Source organism: Pseudobutyrivibrio sp. ACV-2 (genome assembly GCF_900107545.1).
GTDB lineage: Bacteria > Bacillota > Clostridia > Lachnospirales > Lachnospiraceae > Pseudobutyrivibrio.
In genome coordinates, this window is sequence record NZ_FNQZ01000001.1 from 140,232 (window position 1) to 163,727 (window position 23,496).

20 protein-coding genes are annotated in these 23,496 nt (G+C 39.0%); 19 read left to right on the forward strand and 1 reads right to left on the reverse strand.

Annotation, left to right across the window (positions count from 1 at the left end):
- The first annotated feature begins 165 nt into the window (after nt 1-165).
- The 18 genes from BLV53_RS00660 to BLV53_RS00745 all read left to right on the forward strand — a co-directional run bounded on the left by BLV53_RS00660 (nt 166) and on the right by BLV53_RS00745 (nt 20,792).
- Complete coding sequence (locus tag BLV53_RS00660) at nt 166-2,262, forward strand: elongation factor G (protein ID WP_090295687.1); 2,097 nt, start codon at nt 166-168, stop codon at nt 2,260-2,262.
- Between the two features lie 169 nt (nt 2,263-2,431).
- Complete coding sequence (leuS, locus tag BLV53_RS00665) at nt 2,432-4,837, forward strand: leucine--tRNA ligase (protein WP_090295690.1); 2,406 nt, start codon at nt 2,432-2,434, stop codon at nt 4,835-4,837.
- Between the two features lie 234 nt (nt 4,838-5,071).
- Entirely contained in the window at nt 5,072-6,277 is a 1,206-nt protein-coding gene (locus BLV53_RS00670; RefSeq protein ID WP_090295692.1) for an NADP-dependent isocitrate dehydrogenase, read from the forward strand.
- 154 nt (nt 6,278-6,431) lie between these two features.
- A complete protein-coding gene (locus BLV53_RS00675) occupies nt 6,432-7,187 on the forward strand; it encodes a segregation and condensation protein A (RefSeq protein ID WP_090295695.1) in 756 nt (251 codons plus the stop codon).
- Between the two features lie 32 nt (nt 7,188-7,219).
- A complete protein-coding gene (scpB, locus tag BLV53_RS00680) occupies nt 7,220-7,792 on the forward strand; it encodes an SMC-Scp complex subunit ScpB (protein ID WP_090295697.1) in 573 nt (190 codons plus the stop codon).
- A 66-nt stretch (nt 7,793-7,858) separates the two neighbouring features.
- Complete coding sequence (locus tag BLV53_RS00685) at nt 7,859-8,509, forward strand: HAD family hydrolase (protein ID WP_090295700.1); 651 nt, start codon at nt 7,859-7,861, stop codon at nt 8,507-8,509.
- Nucleotides 8,510-8,520: 11 nt separating this feature from the next.
- Nucleotides 8,521-9,732 carry a class I SAM-dependent rRNA methyltransferase gene (locus BLV53_RS00690; RefSeq protein ID WP_090295702.1) on the forward strand — a complete coding sequence of 404 codons (1,212 nt, stop codon included), beginning with the start codon at nt 8,521-8,523 and terminating at the stop codon, nt 9,730-9,732.
- 127 nt (nt 9,733-9,859) lie between these two features.
- A complete protein-coding gene (locus tag BLV53_RS00695) occupies nt 9,860-11,194 on the forward strand; it encodes a carboxyl transferase domain-containing protein (RefSeq protein WP_090295705.1) in 1,335 nt (444 codons plus the stop codon).
- Nucleotides 11,195-11,212: 18 nt separating this feature from the next.
- Complete coding sequence (locus BLV53_RS00700) at nt 11,213-12,004, forward strand: OadG family protein (protein WP_090295709.1); 792 nt, start codon at nt 11,213-11,215, stop codon at nt 12,002-12,004.
- 12 nt (nt 12,005-12,016) lie between these two features.
- Nucleotides 12,017-12,376 carry a biotin/lipoyl-containing protein gene (locus BLV53_RS00705; protein ID WP_090295712.1) on the forward strand — a complete coding sequence of 120 codons (360 nt, stop codon included), beginning with the start codon at nt 12,017-12,019 and terminating at the stop codon, nt 12,374-12,376.
- A gap of 14 nt (nt 12,377-12,390) precedes the next feature.
- On the forward strand, nt 12,391-13,539 hold the full coding sequence (locus BLV53_RS00710) for a sodium ion-translocating decarboxylase subunit beta (RefSeq protein WP_090295715.1): 1,149 nt from the start codon (nt 12,391-12,393) through the stop codon (nt 13,537-13,539).
- A gap of 12 nt (nt 13,540-13,551) precedes the next feature.
- Nucleotides 13,552-14,970: an oxaloacetate decarboxylase subunit alpha gene (locus tag BLV53_RS00715; protein WP_090295718.1), complete on the forward strand. Its 1,419-nt coding sequence runs from the start codon at nt 13,552-13,554 to the stop codon at nt 14,968-14,970.
- A gap of 90 nt (nt 14,971-15,060) precedes the next feature.
- Complete coding sequence (locus BLV53_RS00720; protein ID WP_090295720.1) at nt 15,061-15,975, forward strand: MurR/RpiR family transcriptional regulator; 915 nt, start codon at nt 15,061-15,063, stop codon at nt 15,973-15,975.
- On the forward strand, nt 15,975-17,204 hold the full coding sequence (locus tag BLV53_RS00725; RefSeq protein WP_090295723.1) for a BaiN/RdsA family NAD(P)/FAD-dependent oxidoreductase: 1,230 nt from the start codon (nt 15,975-15,977) through the stop codon (nt 17,202-17,204). The genes BLV53_RS00720 and BLV53_RS00725 overlap by 1 nt, the downstream gene beginning before the upstream one ends.
- A 17-nt stretch (nt 17,205-17,221) precedes the next feature.
- The gene (cmk, locus tag BLV53_RS00730; protein WP_090295727.1) at nt 17,222-17,881 is read left to right on the forward strand and encodes a (d)CMP kinase; all 660 of its coding nucleotides are present in this window, start codon (nt 17,222-17,224) and stop codon (nt 17,879-17,881) included.
- A 43-nt stretch (nt 17,882-17,924) separates the two neighbouring features.
- Complete coding sequence (gene ispH, locus BLV53_RS00735) at nt 17,925-18,767, forward strand: 4-hydroxy-3-methylbut-2-enyl diphosphate reductase (protein WP_090295730.1); 843 nt, start codon at nt 17,925-17,927, stop codon at nt 18,765-18,767.
- A complete protein-coding gene (rpsA, locus tag BLV53_RS00740; RefSeq protein WP_090295732.1) occupies nt 18,755-19,876 on the forward strand; it encodes a 30S ribosomal protein S1 in 1,122 nt (373 codons plus the stop codon). Before ispH ends, rpsA begins: the two co-directional genes overlap by 13 nt.
- Before the next feature lie 142 nt (nt 19,877-20,018).
- Entirely contained in the window at nt 20,019-20,792 is a 774-nt protein-coding gene (locus BLV53_RS00745; protein WP_090295735.1) for a CheR family methyltransferase, read from the forward strand.
- Nucleotides 20,793-20,936: 144 nt separating this feature from the next.
- On the opposite strand, the gene BLV53_RS00750 is transcribed toward BLV53_RS00745, so the two are convergent.
- On the reverse strand, nt 20,937-21,995 hold the full coding sequence (locus BLV53_RS00750) for a ribonuclease H-like domain-containing protein (RefSeq protein ID WP_170830718.1): 1,059 nt from the start codon (nt 21,993-21,995) through the stop codon (nt 20,937-20,939).
- Between the two features lie 172 nt (nt 21,996-22,167).
- Here BLV53_RS00750 and rsxC point away from each other — a divergent pair, with 172 nt between their 5' ends.
- A complete protein-coding gene (gene rsxC / locus BLV53_RS00755) occupies nt 22,168-23,487 on the forward strand; it encodes an electron transport complex subunit RsxC (RefSeq protein ID WP_090295739.1) in 1,320 nt (439 codons plus the stop codon).
- Nucleotides 23,488-23,496: the final 9 nt, after the last annotated feature.

Here is a 23,496-nt window from a genome sequence, read left to right on the forward strand (position 1 = left end):
TCCTAAATGTGGTTTACTCTTTAATACTTTAAAGCGTAAATATATTTATATAATATCATATTTATCCGTTGTAAATAGTCTGAATATTGGGTAAAATATAATTAAATTATATAACATCACGGCGCGGCGGGGATAAGGCGTCGAAAAATACGGGAGGTAAGACACATGAAGGTATTTACTACGGACAAAATTAGAAATGTCGTGTTGCTTGGACACAGCGGGGCGGGCAAAACCAGTCTCATCGAATCAATGGCTTTTCTAGCTGGTCAGATCAGCAAGCCAGGCACTATTGAGGCTGGTAATACCATTAGTGACTACGACAAACTGGAGACAAAAAACAAATTTTCTATTTACACTTCTTTAGTTCCAATCGTATGGGGCGATACTAAGATTAATTTCCTAGACACACCAGGCTATTTCGATTTTATAGGAGAGGCTGAGGAGGCTGTCAGTGCAGCTGATGCGGCTATTATTGTAATTTCAGGTAAAAGCGGAATTGAAGTTGGTACAAAGAGAGCATGGGAGTTGTGCGACAAGTTCAATCTTCCAAGAATGGTATTTGTAACTGACATGGATATAGATGATGCCAGCTATAGAGAAATCGTTGAAGAGCTTCAGAGTTTATACGGAAAGAAGATTGCTCCTTTCCATCTTCCAATCAGAGAAAATGGAGAGTTTGTTGGCTATGTAAATGTAATTCAGCAGATGGGTAAACGCTGGAAGGCAGATGGCACTGTTGAGCATAGTGATGTTCCAGAATACAATCAGGAATATTTAGAGAATTATCGTGAAGCACTTATGGAGTCAGTAGCTGAGACTTCAGAAGAGTTTATGGATCGCTATTTCGGTGGTGAAGAATTCTCAGAGGATGAAATCAGACAGGCACTTCGTGTAAATGTGGCTACTGGTGATATTGTTCCTGTTATGATGGGCTCAAACCTCACCAACAGAGGCCAGTACACAATGCTTGTAGATATTGTTAAATATCTTCCAAGTCCTGCTGACTGCAAGGTTTCAGGAATTAACGCAAATACGAATGAGGTTTACGAAGCGAACTATGACTTTGCAAAGCCAAAGAGTGCTTACGTATTCAAGACAATTGTGGACCCATTTGTTGGTAAATATTCACTAATCAAGGTTAATTCTGGCGTTCTTAAAACAGATGATGCTTTATATAACAAGCATAAAGAAACAGAGGAGAAGATTGGTAAGCTTTACATTTTGACAGGAAGTAAAGCAGAAGAGGTTCCAGAGCTTCATGCTGGAGATATTGGTGCATTGTCAAAGCTTCAGAAGGTGGCTACAACAGATTCGCTTTCTACAAAGGCAAATCCAATCCTTTATATCAGAACACCACTTTCAGTGCCATATACCTACAAGAGATATAAGGCAAAAAATAAGGGTGATGAAGATAAAATTGCTCAGGCTCTAGCAAAGCTTTGTGCTGAGGACCTTACAATCAAGGTTGTAAATGATGGTGAAAACAGCCAGTCACTTATCTATGGTATTGGCGATCGTCATATTGATATGCTTGTACAGAAGCTTGTTGAAAAATACAAGGTTGATATTGAATTGAGTCAGCCAAAGATTGCTTTCAAGGAGACAATCAAGGGCAAGTCAGATGTTGAGTACAAGTATAAAAAGCAGACCGGTGGACACGGTCAGTATGGTCATGTAAAGATGACCTTTGAGCCTTCTGGAAATATGGAAGAGCACTACAACTTTACTGAATCTGTAGTCGGCGGTGCAGTTCCAAAGAATTACTTCCCAGCAGTTGAAAAGGGCTTACAGGAAGCTGTTCTTGCAGGACCACTTGCAGCATATCCTGTTGTTGGAATTCATGCTAATCTTTATGATGGAAGCTATCACCCGGTTGATTCATCTGAAATGGCATTTAAGGTTGCTGCAAAGGGCGCTTTCAAGGACGGTATCATGAAGGCAAATCCAATCCTTCTTGAGCCTATCGAGACTCTTAAGGTTGTAGTTCCAGATGCATACACAGGTGATGTAATGGGTGACCTTAACAAGAGACGTGGTCGTGTGCTTGGTATGAATCCTACAGATGTAGGCGGCAAGACAGAGGTTATGGCTGAAGTTCCTATGGCAGAACTTTATGGCTATGACACAACACTTCGTTCAATGACAGGTGGCTATGGTACATTCTCTTATGAATTAGCTCGATATGAGCAGGTTCCTTCAGATGTTCAGGCAAAGGAAGTAGAGCGAAGAGCAAACAAGCTTAAGGATGTTGACGAAGAATAAATTTAATAGGTAATTATTATAGGCAGGATTCCTGTTTGATGGGGAGTCCTGCCTATTTATGTGGCAATTTATGATTAATTATTCAATATTATGGTTGCTTAAACATTGCAAAAGTTTTCAGCTTTTATTATAATTTCTGTTTAGTTAAGTAAAGTTCGAGGTGAAATATATGAAACATAATTTCAAAGCAATTGAGAAAAAATGGCAGGCAGCCTGGGAAAAAGATGAAATTTTCAAGGCTGTTGATGGTTCTGATAAGCCTAAATTCTATGGTCTTGTAGAATTTCCATATCCATCTGGTGCAGGTATGCACGTTGGACATATCAAGGCTTATTCTTCTGTAGAGGTAGTTTCAAGAAAGCGTAGAATGCAGGGCTATAATGTATTATTCCCTATCGGTTTTGATGCATTTGGTCTTCCTACAGAAAACTACGCTGTAAAGACAAACACTCATCCTAGAAAAATCACAGACGACAATATCAAGAAATTTACTACTCAGCTTAAGAGTGTAGGTTTCTCATTTGATTACAGTCGTACTATCGACACCACTCAGGAGGACTACTACAAGTGGACGCAGTGGATTTTCCTTAAGATGTTTGAGAAGGGACTTGTTTTCAGAGATAAGACTCTTGTAAATTACTGTCCACATTGTAAGGTAGTACTTTCAAACGAGGATTCACAGGGGGGCAAGTGTGATATCTGCGATACAGACGTTATCCAGAAGGAAAAGGATGTTTGGTATCTTCGTATTACAGAATACGCTGACAAGCTTCTTCAGGGACTTGAAGGACTTGATTTCCCAGAGAATATCAAGCAGCAGCAGGTTAACTGGATTGGAAAGTCAAAGGGTGCTTTCGTAAACTTCACACTTGATGGTATCGAGGACAAGCTTGAGATCTACACAACTCGTCCAGATACACTTTGCGGCGTTACATTTATGGTTATTGCTCCAGAGCATCCATATATTGATAAATATGCAGACAAGATTTCTAACATGGACGCTATTTTAGCTTACAGAGCAGAGTGCCAGAAGAAGTCTGAGTTTGAGCGTACACAGCTTGTTTCAAAGGATAAGACTGGTGTTCGCGTAGAAGGATTTGATGCAATCAACCCAATTACAGGTAAAAAGATTCCAGTATTTATTTCAGATTACGTAATGATGGGCTATGGTACAGGTGCAATCATGGCCGTTCCTGCACACGATCAGCGTGACTGGGATTTTGCTACAAAGTTTGGCATCGATATCATCCCTGTTATCGAGGGTGGTGATGTTACTAAAGAAGCTTACACAGGCGAAGGCAACATGATTAACTCTGAGTTCCTTAATGGTCTTAACAATAAAAAGGACTCAATCGATAGAATGATTCAGGAATTAGAGAAGCTTGGTTGTGGTAAGGCTGGTGTTCAGTTCAAGATGAAGGACTGGGCATTTAACAGACAGCGTTACTGGGGCGAGCCTATTCCAATTGTTCACTGTCCTACATGCGGTGATGTGGCAGTCCCATTTGAGGAGCTTCCACTTAAGCTTCCAGTAATGGATAAATTTGAGCCAGGTACAGATGGAGAGTCACCTCTTGCAAGAGTAGAAAGCTTTGTAAATTGCAAGTGTCCTAAGTGCGGTGGCGATGCAAAGCGTGAGACAGATACTATGCCACAGTGGGCTGGTTCATCATGGTACTTCCTTCGTTACATCGATCCACACAATGATAATGAATTTGCTGCTATGGACAAGCTCAACTACTGGATGCCAGTTGACTGGTATAACGGTGGTATGGAGCACGTAACACGTCACTTAATTTACTCTCGTTTCTGGCATCATTTCCTTTATGACCTTGGTGTGGTAAACACTCCAGAGCCATATTTAAAGAGAAGTGCTCAGGGTATGATTCTTGGCGAAGACGGACAGAAGATGTCTAAGTCTCGTGGAAACGTTATTGATCCACTTGATATTGTAGATGCATATGGTGCTGATACACTTCGTACATACGTATTATTCATGGGTGATTATGGCGCAGCTGCTCCATGGTCAGATGCTTCAGTGCGTGGATGTAAGAGATTCCTTGAGAGATTTGCAGGTCTTACAGATATCGTTTCTGATGAGGCTAACAGCGAGTCTATTGAGACAGGAATTCACAAAACAATTAAAAAGGTTACAGAAGATATTGAGGCAATGAAGTACAACACAGCTATCGCAGCTATGATGGGACTTCTTAACGATATCGTTTCTGAAGGACATATTACAAAGGATAATCTTATCTTACTTGTTAAGATTTTAACTCCATTTGCTCCACATCTTTGTGAGGAAATGTACTCAGAGCTTGGTGGTGAAGGCTACGTATCCCTTTCAGCTTGGCCAGAGTTCGACCCTAACAAGATTGTTGAGTCTACAATCGAAATCGCTGTTCAGGTAAACGGCAAGCTTAAAGCTACAATCAAAATCCCTAACGGCTGCGAAAAAGACGAAGCCCTTTCAATCGCAAAAGCCGATTCAAGCGTAGCTTCAGCAATCGAGGGTAAAAATCTCGTTAAAGAAATCTACGTACCAAACAAGATCGTAAATCTTGTTGTTAAGTAGTATTATTTATAACTATTAGATGTTTAGATGAGCTAAATGCCACATAGTTTTCGCAAGCGCGAGCAGGAAACGTGTGATATTTTTCCTTGGGAAAATATCGCGCTAGTAAGCGAAGCTTACATTAGGCTCCGCACCTAGTGAGGAGCTACTGCACCGCAGCGAGAGTGTGGAAGGTGGCCTGCGGGAGCACGGAGAACTAGGAGGCATTTAGCGGACTAAAAAAGGAGATAACGTATGAGCAAGATTCAAATGACAACCCCTTTGGTAGAAATGGACGGAGACGAGATGACTCGTATCCTATGGCAGATGATAAAGGACGAACTCCTGCTTCCATTTATTGATTTAAAGACTGAGTACTATGACCTTGGTCTTGAGCACAGAAATGAGACAGATGATAAGGTTACAGTAGATTCAGCTGAAGCTACCAAGAAATATGGTGTTGCTGTAAAGTGTGCCACAATCACTCCTAACGCAGCTCGTATGACAGAATACAACCTTAAGGAAATGTGGAAGAGTCCAAATGGCACAATTCGTGCAATCCTTGATGGTACAGTATTTAGAGCACCTATTGTTGTCAAAGGAATCGAGCCAAACGTAAAGTCTTGGAAGAAGCCTATCACCATCGCTCGTCATGCTTATGGTGATGTGTACAAAAACACAGAAATGGTAATTCCAAAGGCTGGAAAGGTTGAGCTTGTATACACAGCCGAAGATGGTACAGAAGAGAGAGCCCTTGTTCATACATTTAATGGTCCTGGAGTGGTTCAAGGACAGCACAATCTTAATGATTCAATCGAAAGCTTTGCGCACAGCTGCTTTAAATATGCCTTAGATACAAAGCAGGATTTATGGTTTGCGACCAAGGATACAATCTCTAAGAAATACGATCATACTTTCAAGGATGTATTCCAGGAGATCTTTGAAGCACAGTACAAGGAAGCATTTGATAAAGCCGGCATTGAATATTTCTATACACTTATCGATGATGCAGTAGCCCGTGTAATGAAATCTGAGGGTGGATTTATCTGGGCATGTAAGAATTATGATGGTGATGTAATGAGTGATATGATTTCATCAGCATTTGGTTCACTTGCTATGATGACTTCTGTTCTTGTTAGTCCTGCAGGTTACTATGAATACGAAGCTGCTCACGGAACAGTTCAGCGTCACTATTACAAGCATCTTAATGGGGAAGAGACTTCTACTAATTCAGTAGCTACTATCTTTGCATGGACAGGTGCATTAAGAAAGCGCGGAGAGCTTGATAATATTCCTGAGCTTTCTGCATTTGCAGATAAGCTTGAGCAGGCTTGTATTAAGACAATCGAAGATGGAAAAATGACCAAGGATTTGGCACTTATTACATCTATCGAGAATCCAACAGTATTAAATTCAAGGGATTTCATCGTAGAGATTCGCAAAACATTAGAATCAATGTAAATTGTCAGACTACTAAATGTAGTGGTGAGTCTCCTTGACTTACACAATATAGTCTTTTATAATAATCTCATGTCTAGGCATGAGATTATTTTTATGTCTAAATAATCAGATGATAGTTTAATGTTTGGTTAATCCAAAAGCCAGGGAGAAACTTATGGAAATGAATGTAAAACTACAGGTTTTTGAAGGGCCTCTAGATTTATTATTACATTTAATAGATAAAAATAAGGTTGATATTTACGATATTCCTATCGTTGAAATCACTGACCAATATATGGAATACGTTAGAGCGATGGATAATAGTGATTTGGATGTTATGTCTGAATTCTTGCTTATGGCCACAACTCTGTTAGATATCAAAAGCCGCATGCTTCTTCCTAGAGAAGAAAAGGAAGACGAGGAGGAAGAAACTGAAGATCCTCGTGCAGAGCTTGTTCAACAGCTTCTTGAATACAAGATGTACAAAACCATTTCGTATCAGCTTAGGGATCGTCAGATGGATGCAAGTCTTGTATTTTACAAAGAACCTACTATTCCAGAGGAAGTTCTTAAATATGAGGCACCTGTAGATATTGACGAGCTTATGGGTGATATCACATTATCAAAGCTTAATGATATCTTCCAACAGGTTATCAAGCGTCAGGATAACAGAAGGGACCCAATCCGCTCTACCTTCGGCAAAATCAAAAAGGAAGAGGTTTCCCTTGAGCAGAAAATGGAATGGACTATCGCTTTTGCAAAAGCTCACAATACATTTAGCTTCAGAACTCTTCTTGAGACTGCCCATTCAAAGACAGAGGTTATCGTTACATTCCTTTGCATACTTGAAATGATGAAAGCTGGTCAGATCAACATTACACAGGAGGATACTTTCAAGGATATTTTTATCGAATCTAAGATCGCTGCCTAAATTGCATATTCCTTGTTAATCAGGTGATATAAATGAAATTAAAAGAAATGGAAAGTATTGTAGAGGGGATTTTATTTGCTATGGGAGGCACAGTTGAGCCTTCTAAAATTGCAAAGGCCCTCGAAGTAGAAGATAAACAGGTGGTTGAGGCTATCGAATCCCTCAAGGCTACCTACAAAAAACAAAATCGTGGTATCACTATCACAGAAATCAATGGTGCATATCAAATGTGCACCAGTCCTGATATCTATGAATACCTTATTCGCATTGCAAAACAACCAAAGAAATATGTTCTCACAGATGTTCTTCTTGAGACGCTTTCTATAATTGCCTACAAACAGCCTATCACCAAATCTGAAATCGAAAAAATCAGAGGCGTTTCCAGTGACTTTGCTGTTTCTAAACTTGTAGAATTTGGTCTCTGTGCGGAGCTAGGCCGTCTTGATGCGCCAGGTCGTCCTATGCTTTTTGGTACCACAGAAGAGTTTCTTCGTACTTTTGGTGTTAAATCCATCGAAGAATTGCCAGAGCTTTCTCAAAGTCAAATCGAGGAATTCAAACTTGAGGCTGAAAATGAGGCCAATAATGTTGAGGTTACAATTTAAAATATAATGTATAATATTAGCAGTTATCAATTACAGATGGCTGCTATTTTTTAAATGAGGAAAAATATGGAAAACAAATTTAAAGCTGTCCTTTTTGATATGGATGGCACACTAACAGACACAGAAAAAATTTATCAAACAGCTTGGCCAAAGTCGCTAGAGCATTTCGGCTATGAAATGTCTGAGGAAAAGCCTCTTATTTTGCGCTCTCTAGGAAGGCCATATGCTGTTCAAAAATTCAAGGAATGGTACGGTGAGGATTTTGATTATTGGGCAGTAAGAGACTATAGAAAAAAGTTAGTCGAGGATGTAATAAAGGAAACTGGGATACCTTTAAAACCAGGTGCCAAGGAAATACTTTCATGGCTCAGAGAAAATGGTATTTTTGTAGCCCTTGTAACAGCAAACGATAGAGAAAGAGCAACCAGGTACACTAAAAAAATCGGCCTCTACGAATATTTTGACGCCATAGTTTGTGCTGATATGGTTGAGTTTGGAAAACCAGCTCCAGATATTTATGCATATGCCTGCAATACACTTAATGTGGACCCAAAAGATACAATTGCTGTTGAGGACTCACCAAATGGTTGCATGAGTGCATATAAAGCAGGCTGCAATGTAGTGATGGTGCCAGATTTAACAGAACCAGATGAAGAATTATCTAGAGTTCTCTACAAGAGAGTAGATACACTTTTAGATTTAAAGGATTTGTTTTAAAGGAGATAAATATGAGTGAAGCAATAGTAACCTTAAAAAAGGGAGAAGGAAGAACAATTAAAGCTGGTGGGGCTTGGATTTTTGACAATGAAATAGACAGTGTCGTTGGCTCTTTTGAAAATGGGGATATTGTTATTGTTCACGATTTTGACGGCTATATGATGGGGCGTGGCTTCATAAATACTAATTCTAAAATCAGAGTTCGCATGATGACAAGAAAAAAAGATCAGATTATTGATGATGATTTTATTAGAATGCGTGTGAAAAATGCATGGGAATATCGTAAATACGTATTACTTCCTGATGACCTTAATTGCTGCAGAGTAATTTTTGGCGAGGCTGATTTCTTACCAGGACTTGTTATTGATAAATATGATGATGTTTTAGTCGTAGAATCATTAGCACTTGGTATAGATAAATTTAAGCTAAAGATTGTAGATATGCTTAAAGAAATTATGAAGGAGGACGGCTATAGCATTCGTGGAGTATACGAAAGAAGTGATGCACCTGTCAGAAAAAAGGAGGGGCTTGCTCCATATAAGGGATTTATAGGTGAAGAGTTTAACACCAATGTAGAAATCATTGAAAACGGTGTTCACTATATGGTGGATGTGGTGAACGGTCAAAAGACAGGCTTTTTCCTTGATCAAAAATACAATCGACTTTCTATCCAACGACTTTGCAGGGGTAAGAGAGTTCTTGATTGTTTTACACATATGGGAACCTTTGCACTTAATGCAGGACTTGGCGGAGCATCAGAAGTTACAGGCCTTGATATATCAGAATTTGCAGTCTCTCAGGCTACCGCAAATGCGAAGTTAAACGGCCTTGATTCCACAGTGAAATTCCGCCAGGCAAATGTACTTGATGAACTGCCAAAGCTTGCTGAAGCAGGAGAGAAGTTTGACGTTGTAATTCTTGATCCACCTGCTTTCACAAAATCTAGAGAGGCTACTAAAAATGCCATGAAAGGCTATCGCGAAATCAACATGAAAGGCATGAAACTTGTAAAAGATGGAGGCTACCTTGCTACATGTTCATGCTCGCATTTTATGACTCAGGATTTATTCGTTAAAATCATTGGACAGGCGGCTACAGCTGCTCATAAAAGGCTTCGCCAGGTAGAGTTTAGAACACAGGCGCCAGATCATCCAATCCTTTGGGCAGCAGATGAAAGCTATTACCTAAAATTCCTTGTTTTTCAAGTGGTTGACGAAAAATAATATTACAAATCTACACATTTAAAATTGTGACAAATTTTTAACATAACATCATTGAAAGAGTATGTAAAAAAGGTTATCATTAAACTTGCGAGAAATTTGAAATATTTTATATAAATGGAGGTATGAGATGGGTAATGATTTAAGTCAAGCTCAGGCTAGAATTAACGCATTACTAGATGACAACAGCTTTGTTGAGCTTCAGTCTTTAGTAGTGTCACGCAACACAGATTTTAACCTTGATGCAAAGAAAGAACCATCAGACGGAGTAATTATTGGACATGGTCTTATAGACGGCACATTAGTGTTTGTCTTTAGCCAAAACGCCGATGTATTGGGCGGCACAATAGGTGAGATGCATGCAAAGAAGATTCTCTCTCTTTATGACATGGCCCTTAAGGTAGGGGCTCCTGTAATCGGATTTATCGATTGCGGTGGTGTACGTCTTCAGGAATCCTTTGATGCACTTGAAGCTCTCGGTTCTGTAATCGAAAGAGCTGCAGATGTAAAGGGTGTTATCCCTCAGCTTATATGTGTAGCTGGTCAGTGCGGTGGTGGACTTTCAGTTCTTCCAGCACTTGCAGATTTCACATTTATGGTTGATGGTGCATCACTTTTTATTAATTCTCCTGATACTATCACTGGCAATCGTTCAGATGAATGTGATACATCTTCAGCTAAATTCCAGTTTGAAGAGGCTGGTACAGTTGATAAAATCGGTTCTCTTGATGAGGTTATCGCATCAATGAGACAGGTTATTTCTATGATTCCAAACGATATCGTAGAAGCAACAGATGATCTTAACAGAGCATCAGAAGGCCTTGAAGGCAAGGTTACAGACGCAGCAGCTGTTGCTACAGAGCTTGCTGATAATCGTGAGTTTATCGAGCTTAAGGCAGGTTTCGCAAAAGAAATGGTTACAGGTCTTATGAAGCTTGACGGCGTTACAATCGGTGTTGTAGGTAACAGAGAAATCGATGGCGAGGCTTACCTTTCAGCTGTCGGCTGTGAGAAGGCTGCTGATTTCGTTGATCTTTGTGATATGTACGAAATTCCAGTTCTTTCAATCACAAATGTTGCTGCATTTAAGTCATGCACATGTCAGGAAAAGAGATTGCCACGTGCACTTGCTCAGATGACACAGCGTTTTGTTGACGCAAGTATTCCAAAGATTAATCTCATTTCAAAGCAGGCTTACGGCAGTGCTTATGTTCTTATGAATTCTAAGTCACTTGGTGCTGATTTAGTATATTCATTCGAAAATGCAGCTGTTGGTGCAATGGAAGCTGAAAAGGCTGCACGTATTCTTTCAGAAAATGGTACAGATGCAGCTGCAATCCAAAAGGATTATGCATCTCTTCAGGACAGCGCACTTACAGCAGCAGCACATGGTCATATCGATAGAATTATCAGCTTTGCTGATGCAAGAAAATATATTATCGCAGGATTTGAAATGTTTTTTTAAGCAAGGAAAGGTGAACTTATGAGAAAAAAATTCTTATTAGGAATATGCACCTTAGTCTTAATGCTTGGCCTTTCAGCTTGTGGAAGCAAAGATGACGAGCTAATCGGTGGATTACCAGAGGATACATATTATCAGATGCTTTCTCAAACAATGACTCAGTTAGAGTCTTTTGACGAAGCATCGCTTGATACTTATATTGCACAGGCAGAGTCTTCTGGTGACACAGTTTCAGCTGGTTTATTAAGCGATTTTAAAGAGTGCTATTCAGAAAAGGGTGAGTTTGTTGATTTCTATGATAAGAACAAGGTCATCGGTGGTGTTAATATTGGTGGATTAAACATTGGAGGACAAAAGGCTTTCGATGTCACCAAATCAGGTAAGACTATCACAGCTACTCTCATTGGTGATTATTCAAAGAGAGATTTAAAGCTTACTGTAGTTTTCAATGCTAACAAGGTTCAGGAAGGACCTACAGCAATCAATATCGAAGGTATTTATTCTCTCGTTGAGACTATGCAAAAGGCAGGACTTAATACAGTTATGGGTATCTTAATTGTATTCTGTATGCTAGTTGTTATGTCAGGCGTTATTAAGTGCTTCGAGATTATTCCAAAGCTTGAGAAAAAAGCAAAGGAAAAGAATGCTCCAGAGGAAAAGCCTGTCGCAGCACCAGTTGTTGCTACAGCAGCTGCTCCAAAGAAGGAAACTGATGATTTACAGCTTGTAGCTGTTATTGCTGCAGCAATTGCAGCTAGCACAGGAGCTTCTACAGATTCATTTGTAGTACGTTCCATCAAAAAAAGATATTAGGAGGATTTATCCATGAAAAATTATACTATCACTGTTAATGGAACAGTTTATGACGTTACTGTAGAAGATAAGGGAGGCTCTGGCGTATCTCCAGTTACTCCTGCAGCTGCTCCTAAGGCTGCTGCTCCTGTTGCACCTGTAGCTACTGGCACTGCTGGTGGTGTTAAAATCGAAGCTGGTGCTGCTGGAAAGGTTGTAAAGATTGCAGCTTCTGCTGGCACATCTGTAAAGAAGGGTGATCCAGTTGTTGTTCTTGAAGTTATGAAGATGGAGACACCAGTTGTTGCACCACAGGATGGAACAGTAGCATCTATCAACTGCAACGAAGGTCAGCAGGTTGAGGCAGGCGCACTTCTTGCAACTATGAACTAATAGGAGGATTACACATGAGTTACGTTGGAGAGACATTGTTAAACCTCGCCCATCAGACTGCATTTTTCAATCTGACCTGGGGTAACTTTGTCATGATAGCGGTTGCCTGTGTTTTCCTTTACCTTGCAATTAAAAAGGGATATGAACCACTTCTTTTGTTACCTATCGCTTTTGGTATGTTATTGGTTAATATTTATCCTGATATCATTGCATCTCCAGAGGAAACCTCTAATGGAGTAGGCGGCTTGCTTTATTATTTCTATACTCTTGATGAGTATTCAATTCTTCCTTCACTTATTTTCATGGGTGTTGGAGCTATGACAGATTTTGGTCCACTTATTGCAAACCCAATCAGCTTTTGGCTTGGAGCTGCTGCACAGATTGGTATTTTCACAGCTTACCTTCTTGCAATCCTTCTTGGATTTTCAGATCAGGCAGCTGCTGCAGTATCAATCATCGGTGGTGCAGATGGACCTACATCTATTTTCCTTGCTGGTAAATTAGGCCAGTCATCATTAATGGGACCTATCGCAGTTGCAGCATATTCTTATATGTCATTAGTTCCTATTATTCAGCCTCCTATCATGAAGGCACTTACAACAAAGGAAGAGCGTTCAATCAAGATGGCACAGCTTCGTCCTGTTTCAAAGCTTGAGAAAATTCTTTTCCCTATAGTTGTTACAATTATTGTTTGTCTTATCTTACCTACAACAGCTCCACTTGTTGGTATGCTGATGCTCGGTAACTTATTTAAAGAATCAGGTGTTGTAAATCAGCTTACAGAAACTGCATCAAATGCACTTATGTACATCGTAGTTATTCTTCTTGGTACATCTGTTGGTGCCTCTACATCTGCAGAAGCATTCTTAAATGCAGCTACTATCAAGATTGTTATTTTAGGTCTTGTTGCTTTCGTATTTGGTACAGCAGCTGGTGTATTATTTGGTAAATTACTTTGCCATATTACAGGTGGAAAAATTAACCCACTTATCGGTTCAGCCGGAGTTTCTGCTGTTCCTATGGCCGCTCGTGTTTCTCAAAAGGTTGGTGCAGAAGAGGATCCTACAAACTTCCTTCTCATGCATGCTATGGGACCAAACGTAGCTGGTGTTATTGGTACAGCTGTTGCAGCCGGTGTATTTATGGCAATATTTGGAGTTTAGGAGGAGAAATAAATGGCAGATATTAGTCCAAAGCCAGTTAAAATAACTGAGACAGTACTTAGAGATGCTCATCAGTCACTTATTGCAACACGTATGCCTACCTCTATGATGCTTCCTATCGTAGATAAGATGGACAAGGTTGGTTACAATGCAGTAGAGTGCTGGGGCGGTGCTACATTTGATGCGTCACTTCGTTTCCTTAAGGAAGATCCATGGGAGCGCCTTAGAAAGCTTCGTGATGGCTTCAAGAATACAAAGCTTCAGATGCTTTTCAGAGGTCAGAACATCTTGGGTTACAGCCAGTATCCTGATGATGTTGTAGAATATTTCGTTCAGAAGTCAATTGCAAACGGTATCGATATCATTCGTATTTTCGACTGCCTTAACGATATCAGAAACCTTGAGACAGCTGTTAAAGCTACTAACAAAGAGAATGGTCATGCACAGGTAGCTCTTTCTTATACACTTGGCGATGCATACACTCTTGATTATTGGAAGGATATTGCAAAGCGTATCGAGGATATGGGTGCTAATTCAATCTGTATCAAGGATATGGCTGGACTTCTTGTTCCTGCAAAGGCTTACGAGCTCGTTTCAGCCCTTAAGGAATCAACAACACTTCCAATCGAAATGCACACACACTACACATCAGGTGTAGCTTCAATGACATATATGAAGGCTGTTGAAGCAGGTGCAGATATTATCGACTGTGCTATTTCACCATTTGCTCTTGGTACATCACAGCCAGCCACAGAAGTTATGGCTGCTGCATTCGAGGGCACACCATATGCTACAGGCTTTGATCAGGAACTTCTTTCTGAAATCGCTGATTACTTCCGTCCATATAGAGAAGAGTGTATCGAAAGCGGACTTATGTCTACAAAGGTACTTGGTGTAAACATCAATACACTTCGCTATCAGGTTCCTGGCGGTATGCTTTCAAACCTTATCAGCCAGTTAAAGGAGCAGGGTAAGGAAGACAAGCTTCGTGATGTTCTTGAAGAAGTACCTCGTGTTCGTAAGGATCTTGGTGAGCCACCACTTGTTACACCTTCATCACAGATTGTTGGTACACAGGCTGTATTCAATGTTCTTATGGGTGAAAGATACAAGGTTGCTACAGAGCAGACTAAGGATATCTTACTTGGTAAATACGGTCAGACTGTAAAGCCTTTCAATCCAGAGGTTGTTGAAAAGGTACTTGGTGCTGACAAGGACAAGGCAATCACATGCCGTCCAGCAGATTTACTTGAGCCAGGTCTTGCTAAATTTGAGGAAGAGTGCAAGCAGTGGAAGCAGCAGGATGAGGATGTTCTCTCATATGCTCTATTCCCAAAGGTTGCTACAGAGTTCTTCCAGTATCGTGAAGCTCAGCAGACAAAAGTAGATCCAGCAAAAGCTGACAAGGAAAATAAAGCTTATCCAGTTTAGTCTTTAAATAATCGGGCAATGCAAGAATTCTTGCATTGCCTTTTTTTGTATCGTATAATTAAATCTCAGATAATTTATGAGGTTTAACAAATGGCAACAACTACAGATTTGCTTTCAAAGATAAATGAAAAATACGGCAAGATGTCAAAGGGACAAAAGCTACTTGCTAATTATATTATAGATAACTACGATAAAGCAGCATTTCTTACAGCTGCAAAACTAGGGGAAATAATAGGAGTTTCTGAGTCTACCGTTGTTCGCTTTGCTTCTTATGTTGGATATTCCGGATATCCAGAATTTCAGCAGGCTCTTGAGGGCATGGTCAGAACAAAGCTAAATAATACTGACAGGATAGAAATTACAAATGGTGGTATTGAGCAAAATGGTGTGGTAAAAGAAGTTTTGACCTCAGATGCTCTTAAAATTAAAAACACAATGGAGTCTATAGATGAGGCTGCCTTTTACAATGCTGTAGAAACTATATTAAAGGCTAGGCGGATTTATGTGGTGGGAATCAGAACATGTGCACCACTTGCATCATTTCTTTCATTTTACTTGAATCTGCTGTTTGATAATGTGGTTAATCTACAAACCTCATCAGCTTCGGAACTATTTGAGCAGATGATTCACATTGGAGAGGATGACTGTATCATTGGAATTTCATTTCCAAGATATTCAATGCGTACTTTAAAGGCACTTGAATTTGCAAATAACAGACAGGCAAATGTTATTACAATCACAGATTCTATACATTCGCCAATGAATCTATACAGTTCATGCAATTTGATAGCCGAAAGTGACATGCATTCGGTGGTGGATTCACTTGTTGCGCCTCTTTCAGTAATCAATGCATTGGTTGTAGAGCTATGTAATCGCAAACAAAAAGATTTAGCTGACACCTTAGATATGGTGGAAAGCGTTTGGTCTGAGTATCAATTCTACGAAAATGATGAAATAGATATGGTGGATGATTCCATTAGGATGACCTACCCAGGAGATTTTTAATGTCAAAAGTTATTGTTATAGGCGGAGGCGCTGCCGGTATGATGGCAGCATATTCTGCAGGGATGTGTGGACATAAGGTTTCTCTTTTAGAGAAAAATGAGAAGCTAGGTAAAAAGATTTATATCACTGGAAAGGGCAGATGTAACTTTACAAATGCCTGTGATATCGAGGATTTTTTCAAAAATGTTGTTAGCAATCCTAAGTTTTTATACAGCAGTCTCTATACCTTTGGACCTGATTCAATGATAGATTTTATAGAGCTGCACGGTACCCCTACAAAGGTAGAAAGAGGAAACAGAGCGTTTCCTGTATCAGACCATGCATCTGATATTACAAAAGCCTTAGAAAAGGCACTTAGGGAAGTTAATGTTGATATTTCACTTAATACAGAGGTTGATTCCCTTGTTATCGATAATGGAAAGGTTACAGGAGTAACGCTTAAATCAAATAAAACCATTAGTTGTGATCATGTGATTGTAGCTACAGGAGGTATTTCCTACAGGACTACAGGTTCTACAGGAGATGGCCACAAATGGGCAAAAGCTGCAGGATTAAACGTATCAGATATGAGACCTGCGTTAGTGCCTTTAAATGTTAAAGAGGCTTATATACCATCTATGCAGGGACTAGCCCTTAAAAATGTTAATCTAACTATTTATGATGACAAGAAAAAGCATTATGACAGCTTTGGTGAAATGTTATTTACCCATTTTGGTGTAAGTGGACCTTTGGTACTTTCGGCCAGCTCTATTATTGGTAAAATCTTACAAAAAAGGGGAAGTCTTAAAGCTTTAGTTGATTTAAAACCAGCCCTATCAAAGGAAGATCTGGAGTCAAGAATTCTCAGAGATTTTAATGATAACATGAACAAGCATTTAAGTTCTGTTTTAAGGGGACTTTTACCTAGTTCAATGGTACCAGTTTTTATTGAACTTATGGATTTTGATGATGAAAGACAGATTAATTCAGTAACAAAAGAGGAGCGTGCCACTTTGATTTCGTTGTTAAAAGCTTTTCCTTTTACTATTACTGGATTAAGAGATTATAATGAGGCAATTGTTACCCAGGGCGGTGTTTCTGTAAAAGAAATTGACCCATCTACCTTAAAGTGCAAAAATATACAAGGACTATCTTTTGTAGGAGAGGTTCTTGATTTAGACGCCTTCACAGGTGGATTTAATTTGCAAATTGCCTGGTCTACAGGTTATCTGGCCGGGTTATCAATATAAATTTGGAGGATATTATTATGGCAATGAATGTTGCAATCGACGGACCTGCAGGAGCAGGCAAATCAACAATAGCAAAGGCTATTGCAGCAAAAATGGGGTACGTTTACGTAGACACAGGAGCTATGTACAGAGCTATGGCGCTTTATTTTCTACGTTCAAATATTGCAAAGGATGATGAAGCTAAAATTTCTTCTGTAGTTGATGATATTACTGTATCAATCAAATACGAGGATGGAGCGCAGCATGTTATTTTGAATGATGAAGATGTAACTGGCCTTATTCGCACTGAGGAAGTTGGTAATATGGCAAGTGCTACATCAGTATTTGGCGCTGTACGTACAAAGCTTGTAGCTTTACAGCAGGAACTTGCTAAAACAACGGATGTTATCATGGATGGACGTGATATCGGAACTGTAGTTTTGCCTAATGCTGATGTTAAAATCTTCCTTACAGCGTCAGTTGAGTGCCGCGCAAAAAGACGTTTTGATGAACTTGTTGCAAAGGGTGAAAATCCTGATTTTGACAAGATTGCAAAGGACATTGAGGAACGTGACTATAGAGATAGCCATCGTGAAATAAGCCCTCTTAAGCAGGCTGAGGATGCAATTCTTGTAGATAGTTCTGAAATGACCATTGATGAAGTGGTTGAAACAATCATAGGATATTGCAATAAATAATATTTTAGTCGTTGTAAATTGACTGAATATTTATGAGGTGTTTATGAATGTAATTTTAGCCGAATCTGCAGGATTTTGCTTTGGTGTTCAAAGAGCTGTAGATGTTGTAGAAAAGCAAATAAATGAAGGCACATCGCCTCTTTACACCTATGGCCCAATCATACATAATGAAGAAGTTGTTAAAAAATTTGAGGCAAATGGAGTCAAGGTCATAGAAGAGGGTACAGCAAATGAATATGCTCCTGGGACTGTTATAATCAGATCTCATGGTGTTACCCGCGCTGTAGAGGAAGATCTTAAAAATATGGGGCATACTATAATCGATGCTACATGCCCGTTTGTAAAAAAAATTCACAGAGCTGTTGATGAACACTCTAAAGCTGGAGAACATATTGTAATCATTGGAAATCCAGACCATCCGGAGGTTAGAGGCATAGTTGGTTGGATAAACGGTTCCGATTATACCGTTATTCCTCACGAGCAATCTGCAAAAGACTTTTCTGTTAATACTCAGAAGTCTATTTGTATTGTTTCTCAAACCACCTTTAATCATAATAAATTTCAAGAATTAGTTGAAATTATAAAGCAAAAAGGTTATCATATTATTGTTTTGAATACAATATGCGATGCGACTAACAAAAGACAGGTTGAAGCGGCTGAAATTGCAGCCAAAGTTGATGCCATGTTAGTTATTGGAAGTAAGAATTCTTCCAATACGCAAAAGCTATATGAGATATGCAAAACGAAATGCAACAATACTTACTACATACAGACGGCTGATGATATGCCTTCTGAACTTAGGTCCATTGAAAGTGTAGGTATTACCGCAGGGGCTTCCACCCCAAACAATATTATCGAGGAGGTTCAAAAGAAATGTCAGAAATGAGTTTTGAACAAATGTTGGAGGAATCATTTAAAACTATACACAATGGAGACGTAGTAGACGGTACTGTTATCAGTGTTAAGCCTGATGAAATCGTATTAAACATTGGTTACAAGTCAGACGGTATCATTACCCGTTCTGAATATACAAACGAGTCTAATGTTGATCTTACTACTGTTGTTAAAGAAGGCGATGAGCTTTCAGCTATTGTTATTAAGGTAAATGATGGAGAGGGACAGGTTCTCTTATCTTACAAGAGACTTGCTCAGGAAAAGGGTAATGAAAGATTAGCAGAAGCATTTGAGAATGGTGAAGTTCTCACAGCTACAGTTGACAGAGTGCTTAAGGGTGGTCTTACAGTTGTTGTTGATGAGGCTAGAGTATTCATTCCTGCTTCATTCGTATCAGATGTATACGAAAAGGATCTTGGAAAGTACCAGGGTCAGGAAATTAGCTTTATTATTACAGAATTTGATCCTAGACGTCGCAGAATCATCGGTAACAGAAAGACTCTTCTTGTTGCTGACAGAGCAAAGGCTCAGGAAGAGCTTATGTCAAAGATTGCTGTTGGTCAGGAATTCGAAGGTACAGTTAAAAATGTTAAGGACTTCGGTGCATTCATCGATTTAGGTGGTGCTGATGGTCTTCTTCACATCTCAGAGATGAGCTGGGGCCGTGTAGAGAATCCTACAAAGACTCTTAACGTTGGCGATACTATCAAGGTATTCGTTAAGGAAATCAAGGATGGCAAGATTGCACTTTCATGCAAGTTTGACAACGAGAATCCATGGAATGGTGCAGCTGACAAGTATGCAGTTGGATCAGTTGTAAAGGGTAAGGTTGTTCGTATGAAGGACTTTGGTGCTTTCGTAGAGCTTGCTCCTGGAATTGATGCACTTCTTCACGTATCTCAGATTTCTAAGGACCGTATTGAGAAGCCTTCAGATGTTCTTTCAATTGGTCAGGATATTGAGGCAAAGGTTGTTGAATTCAACGACGAAGAAAAGAAGATTAGCCTTTCTATGAAGGCACTTCTTGAGCCAGAAGCAAACGAGTCTGATGCTGATGTTGCAGATGTTAACATCGACGAAGTTGCTGCTTCTGAGGAGTAATTTAAATAATTTTGGTCTGGGTGTAAAACATCCAGGCCTTTTTTAATTCTTTCATAAAAAATAACAATATAAACACAACTCTCGTTTATAATGAACATACTTGGAATTAACTTGGGATATGTATTCAATTAAGGAGTTGGATATGGAAAATTACGAAGGATTTAAGAAAGAAGTCCATGATTTAACAAAAATAGACTTGAGCTCTTATAAAGAGAAACAAATGCGTCGTCGCATAGATTCTCTTGTAGCTAAACATAAATGCAAGGAATACCACGAATATGTAATGCTTCTCAAAAATGATAAAGAGGTTTTTGAGGAGTTTGTAAATTTTCTTACAATAAATGTTTCTGAATTCTATAGAAATCCAGAACAGTGGCAGCTTATGAGCAAGGAATTTATACCTGAACTTATGGCTAAATCTGGTCAAAATCTTAAAATTTGGAGTGCGGCCTGTTCAACAGGAGATGAGCCATATTCCCTTGTTATGTGCCTTTCTAATCATATTCCGCTTAACAGGATAAAGATTTTCGCTACAGATTTGGACAAGCAGGTTATTGCAACGGCAAAGGTTGGACTATATAGCGCTAAAAGTATTGCTAATGTACCTGCTGATCTTAAAAAGAAATTTTTTACCCAGGTTGGAAACTCATATCAGATTAGTGATGAGGTGAAGCGCTGCGTTGAATTTAAAGAGCACAATCTTTTGCGAGACCCGTATCCTAGTAACTATGATATGATTGTATGCCGAAATGTATTGATATACTTTACTGATGAGGCTAAAACCGAGGTTTATGCTAAGTTTAATAAATCTCTTAGACAAAATGGAATTCTGTTTATCGGTTCTACAGAGCAGGTAATTGATTACAAAGACTTGGGGTATAAGAGACGTTACTCATTCTATTATGAAAAGGTTTAGTGGCAGTGGCTAGCCGCTAGGTTGAGGGCCATCTAGTTACGGCTACAATCTTTAAGATGTATTTTTGAAATCGCTTCGCTATATTCTTCAAAAATACATCATAAAGATTGTAGTCTACTAGATGGTTCTTTAGGTTATAGATGGCTAGTGTTTTAGCATGTAGCGGGCTATTTTTATCATTAACGTTGGTGTTATATCATCTACGGAAATGTATGACTCTTTTGACTCGTACGTTTCTTTGAATGTACGGAGATTTCCAGCATCTATTCCTTGTGGCAGGGTCACGTAGGTTCCTTCGGCGTTTATTTTACAGTCACGACGTGTGGCGGGGCGACGTACGGATTTATCCATACTTTCACCCAGAGATTTTGGGATAATTATTTCTTCGTTTATCAGATAATAATAATTCTTATAGTCTGGTAGGAAGGTATACAGGCTACCCTTAAATAAATTCAAAGTAACGTATATACGGTTTTCTTTTATTATATACATACCGTATTCGCGTATTTTATTTATTGAAGAAGGAATATGTATATCTGTCTCTAACTCAAATCTTAATTTCTCAGCATCTTTATCATGAGTTAAATATCGTATTTCGGAATTAAGAAGATCACTATAGCAAAGTATATCCGCTATATAAATCATCCCTTTTATATCTTCAAAATTGTGAAGAAGTACAAGTTCTTTTGCTTCTTCATCTCCAGAGAGAGAGTATTTTTGATATATAGGAATCAATTCTCCGCCATTATATTTATCTAAGCGGTTTAATCCTAAAAATTCTTCAATGTTTTTTTGCTTATAATTTGGAAGATTCAAAAGACATTTTGCCTTTGTGGTGGTCAGATACAAATCAGTATGTTTTTTTGTTTTAATCTGAGTGTTAAATTTGTGTTTTCTACATCGTTCTATGATAAAGGACTCATCAAATCGAGTAGAATTAAAGCCTAAAAGCTTATCATATTTTGAAATGACGTTTTCAAATTCATTTATAATCTCAATCTCTGCAGCTTCATTTTCAGCTAAAAGCTGTGTGATAGTTATTTTATTTCCCAAACGCAGGGCATATCCTATCATATAAATAAATGATTTACGAGGGGAAAGTCCTGTGCATTCTATGTCAAAAAACACAGTGTTTTCATCAAAATATTTATCTAAAGCATAGCTTAAGTTATCTATTTCATAACTGTTATTTATTATTTCCATTATGTTCTCCGTAATTCTCAAAAAATATCTGACTGACCAATAATACATTAACTTTATCATTTTGGTACTTAAAAATGTACAATATAAATGATAAATTTTATCTTAATTTTGTGACAAAATGATATAATTTAATTAAGTTTTATGAACAAATTTTCAAAAGAGAGGTAATGCTATGGGCCTTAAAACATTTAAAGGAGGGGTTCATCCTTATGATGGTAAAGAGCTATCAAAGGAAAAGCCTATCAAAGAATTAAAGCCACAGGGATTAATGGTCTTTCCACTGTCTCAGCACATTGGTGCTCCAGCGAAAGCATGCGTTTCTGTAGGGGATCCTGTCCTGAGAGGTCAAAAGATAGCTGATGCTGGAGGATTTGTATCCGCACCTATCTTTTCGTCTGTTTCAGGAACAGTTAAAGCCATTGAACCTAGGCGCGTTGCCACAGGTGATATGGTAACATCTATCGTCATCGAAAGCGATGGTAATTTCATTGAAAAAGGTTTTGAGAGATGTGACGATTATACCAAGTTATCAAATGAGGAAATCATCACAAAAATCCAGGAGGCTGGAATTGTAGGTATGGGCGGCGCAGGGTTCCCAACTCATGTAAAACTATCTCCAAAACAACCAGAGAATATCGAATTTATTATTGCCAACTGTGCAGAATGTGAGCCATATCTTACATCTGACTACAGATCTATGGTGGAAGAGCCTAACAAGCTTATCACCGGCATGAAAATAATTCTTCAGTTATTCCCAAAGGCCAAGGGTCTCCTTGGAATAGAAGATAATAAAAGTGATGTTATTGAATCACTGCAGACGCTCTGTGCAAATGAGCCACGTATTGAGGTCGTTCCGCTTATGACAAAATATCCTCAGGGTGGCGAGCGTCAGCTTATTAAAGCATGTACCGGACGTGAAATCAACTCAAAAATGCTGCCGGCAGATGCAGGGTGTATTGTAGATAATGTTGCCACAATCAATGCTATTTATACAGCGATTGTAGAAGGCAAACCAGTTATGGACAGAATATTTACAATCACTGGTGACGCAATTATGGAGCCTAGAAATTTCCGTATATGTATCGGTACCAGCTATAAGGAAATTCTGGAAGCTGCTGAAGGTTATGTTAGAGAGCCTAAAAAGCTAATATCTGGTGGTCCTATGATGGGCTTTGCATTAATGGATGTGGACATTCCAACCACCAAAACATCCGGAGCACTTCTTGCACTTTCCGAGGATGATGTCTCAAAATATGAGACTACAGCCTGCATTAATTGCGGAAGATGTGTAGAGGCTTGCCCTGAAAATCTTATTCCTTCTCGTCTGTCAAAGTTTTCTACTCATGGTGATAAGGAACAATTTGAAAAATGGTATGGACTTGAGTGTATTGAGTGCGGCAGCTGTAGTTTTGTTTGTCCAGCCAGACAGCCACTTGCACAGGCAATCAAGACTATGAAAAAAATAGTCCTTGCGGACAAGAGAAAAAAGTAGAAAGGATAG

Coding starts and splice junctions, on each gene's coding strand:
- BLV53_RS00660 (WP_090295687.1), top strand. CDS start 166: ATGAAGGTATTTACTACGGACAAAATTAGAAATGTCGTGTTGCTTGGA.
- leuS (WP_090295690.1), top strand. CDS start 2,432: ATGAAACATAATTTCAAAGCAATTGAGAAAAAATGGCAGGCAGCCTGG.
- BLV53_RS00670 (WP_090295692.1), top strand. CDS start 5,072: ATGAGCAAGATTCAAATGACAACCCCTTTGGTAGAAATGGACGGAGAC.
- BLV53_RS00675 (WP_090295695.1), top strand. CDS start 6,432: ATGGAAATGAATGTAAAACTACAGGTTTTTGAAGGGCCTCTAGATTTA.
- scpB (WP_090295697.1), top strand. CDS start 7,220: ATGAAATTAAAAGAAATGGAAAGTATTGTAGAGGGGATTTTATTTGCT.
- BLV53_RS00685 (WP_090295700.1), top strand. CDS start 7,859: ATGGAAAACAAATTTAAAGCTGTCCTTTTTGATATGGATGGCACACTA.
- BLV53_RS00690 (WP_090295702.1), top strand. CDS start 8,521: ATGAGTGAAGCAATAGTAACCTTAAAAAAGGGAGAAGGAAGAACAATT.
- BLV53_RS00695 (WP_090295705.1), top strand. CDS start 9,860: ATGGGTAATGATTTAAGTCAAGCTCAGGCTAGAATTAACGCATTACTA.
- BLV53_RS00700 (WP_090295709.1), top strand. CDS start 11,213: ATGAGAAAAAAATTCTTATTAGGAATATGCACCTTAGTCTTAATGCTT.
- BLV53_RS00705 (WP_090295712.1), top strand. CDS start 12,017: ATGAAAAATTATACTATCACTGTTAATGGAACAGTTTATGACGTTACT.
- BLV53_RS00710 (WP_090295715.1), top strand. CDS start 12,391: ATGAGTTACGTTGGAGAGACATTGTTAAACCTCGCCCATCAGACTGCA.
- BLV53_RS00715 (WP_090295718.1), top strand. CDS start 13,552: ATGGCAGATATTAGTCCAAAGCCAGTTAAAATAACTGAGACAGTACTT.
- BLV53_RS00720 (WP_090295720.1), top strand. CDS start 15,061: ATGGCAACAACTACAGATTTGCTTTCAAAGATAAATGAAAAATACGGC.
- BLV53_RS00725 (WP_090295723.1), top strand. CDS start 15,975: ATGTCAAAAGTTATTGTTATAGGCGGAGGCGCTGCCGGTATGATGGCA.
- cmk (WP_090295727.1), top strand. CDS start 17,222: ATGGCAATGAATGTTGCAATCGACGGACCTGCAGGAGCAGGCAAATCA.
- ispH (WP_090295730.1), top strand. CDS start 17,925: ATGAATGTAATTTTAGCCGAATCTGCAGGATTTTGCTTTGGTGTTCAA.
- rpsA (WP_090295732.1), top strand. CDS start 18,755: ATGTCAGAAATGAGTTTTGAACAAATGTTGGAGGAATCATTTAAAACT.
- BLV53_RS00745 (WP_090295735.1), top strand. CDS start 20,019: ATGGAAAATTACGAAGGATTTAAGAAAGAAGTCCATGATTTAACAAAA.
- BLV53_RS00750 (WP_170830718.1), bottom strand. CDS start 21,995: ATGGAAATAATAAATAACAGTTATGAAATAGATAACTTAAGCTATGCT.
- rsxC (WP_090295739.1), top strand. CDS start 22,168: ATGGGCCTTAAAACATTTAAAGGAGGGGTTCATCCTTATGATGGTAAA.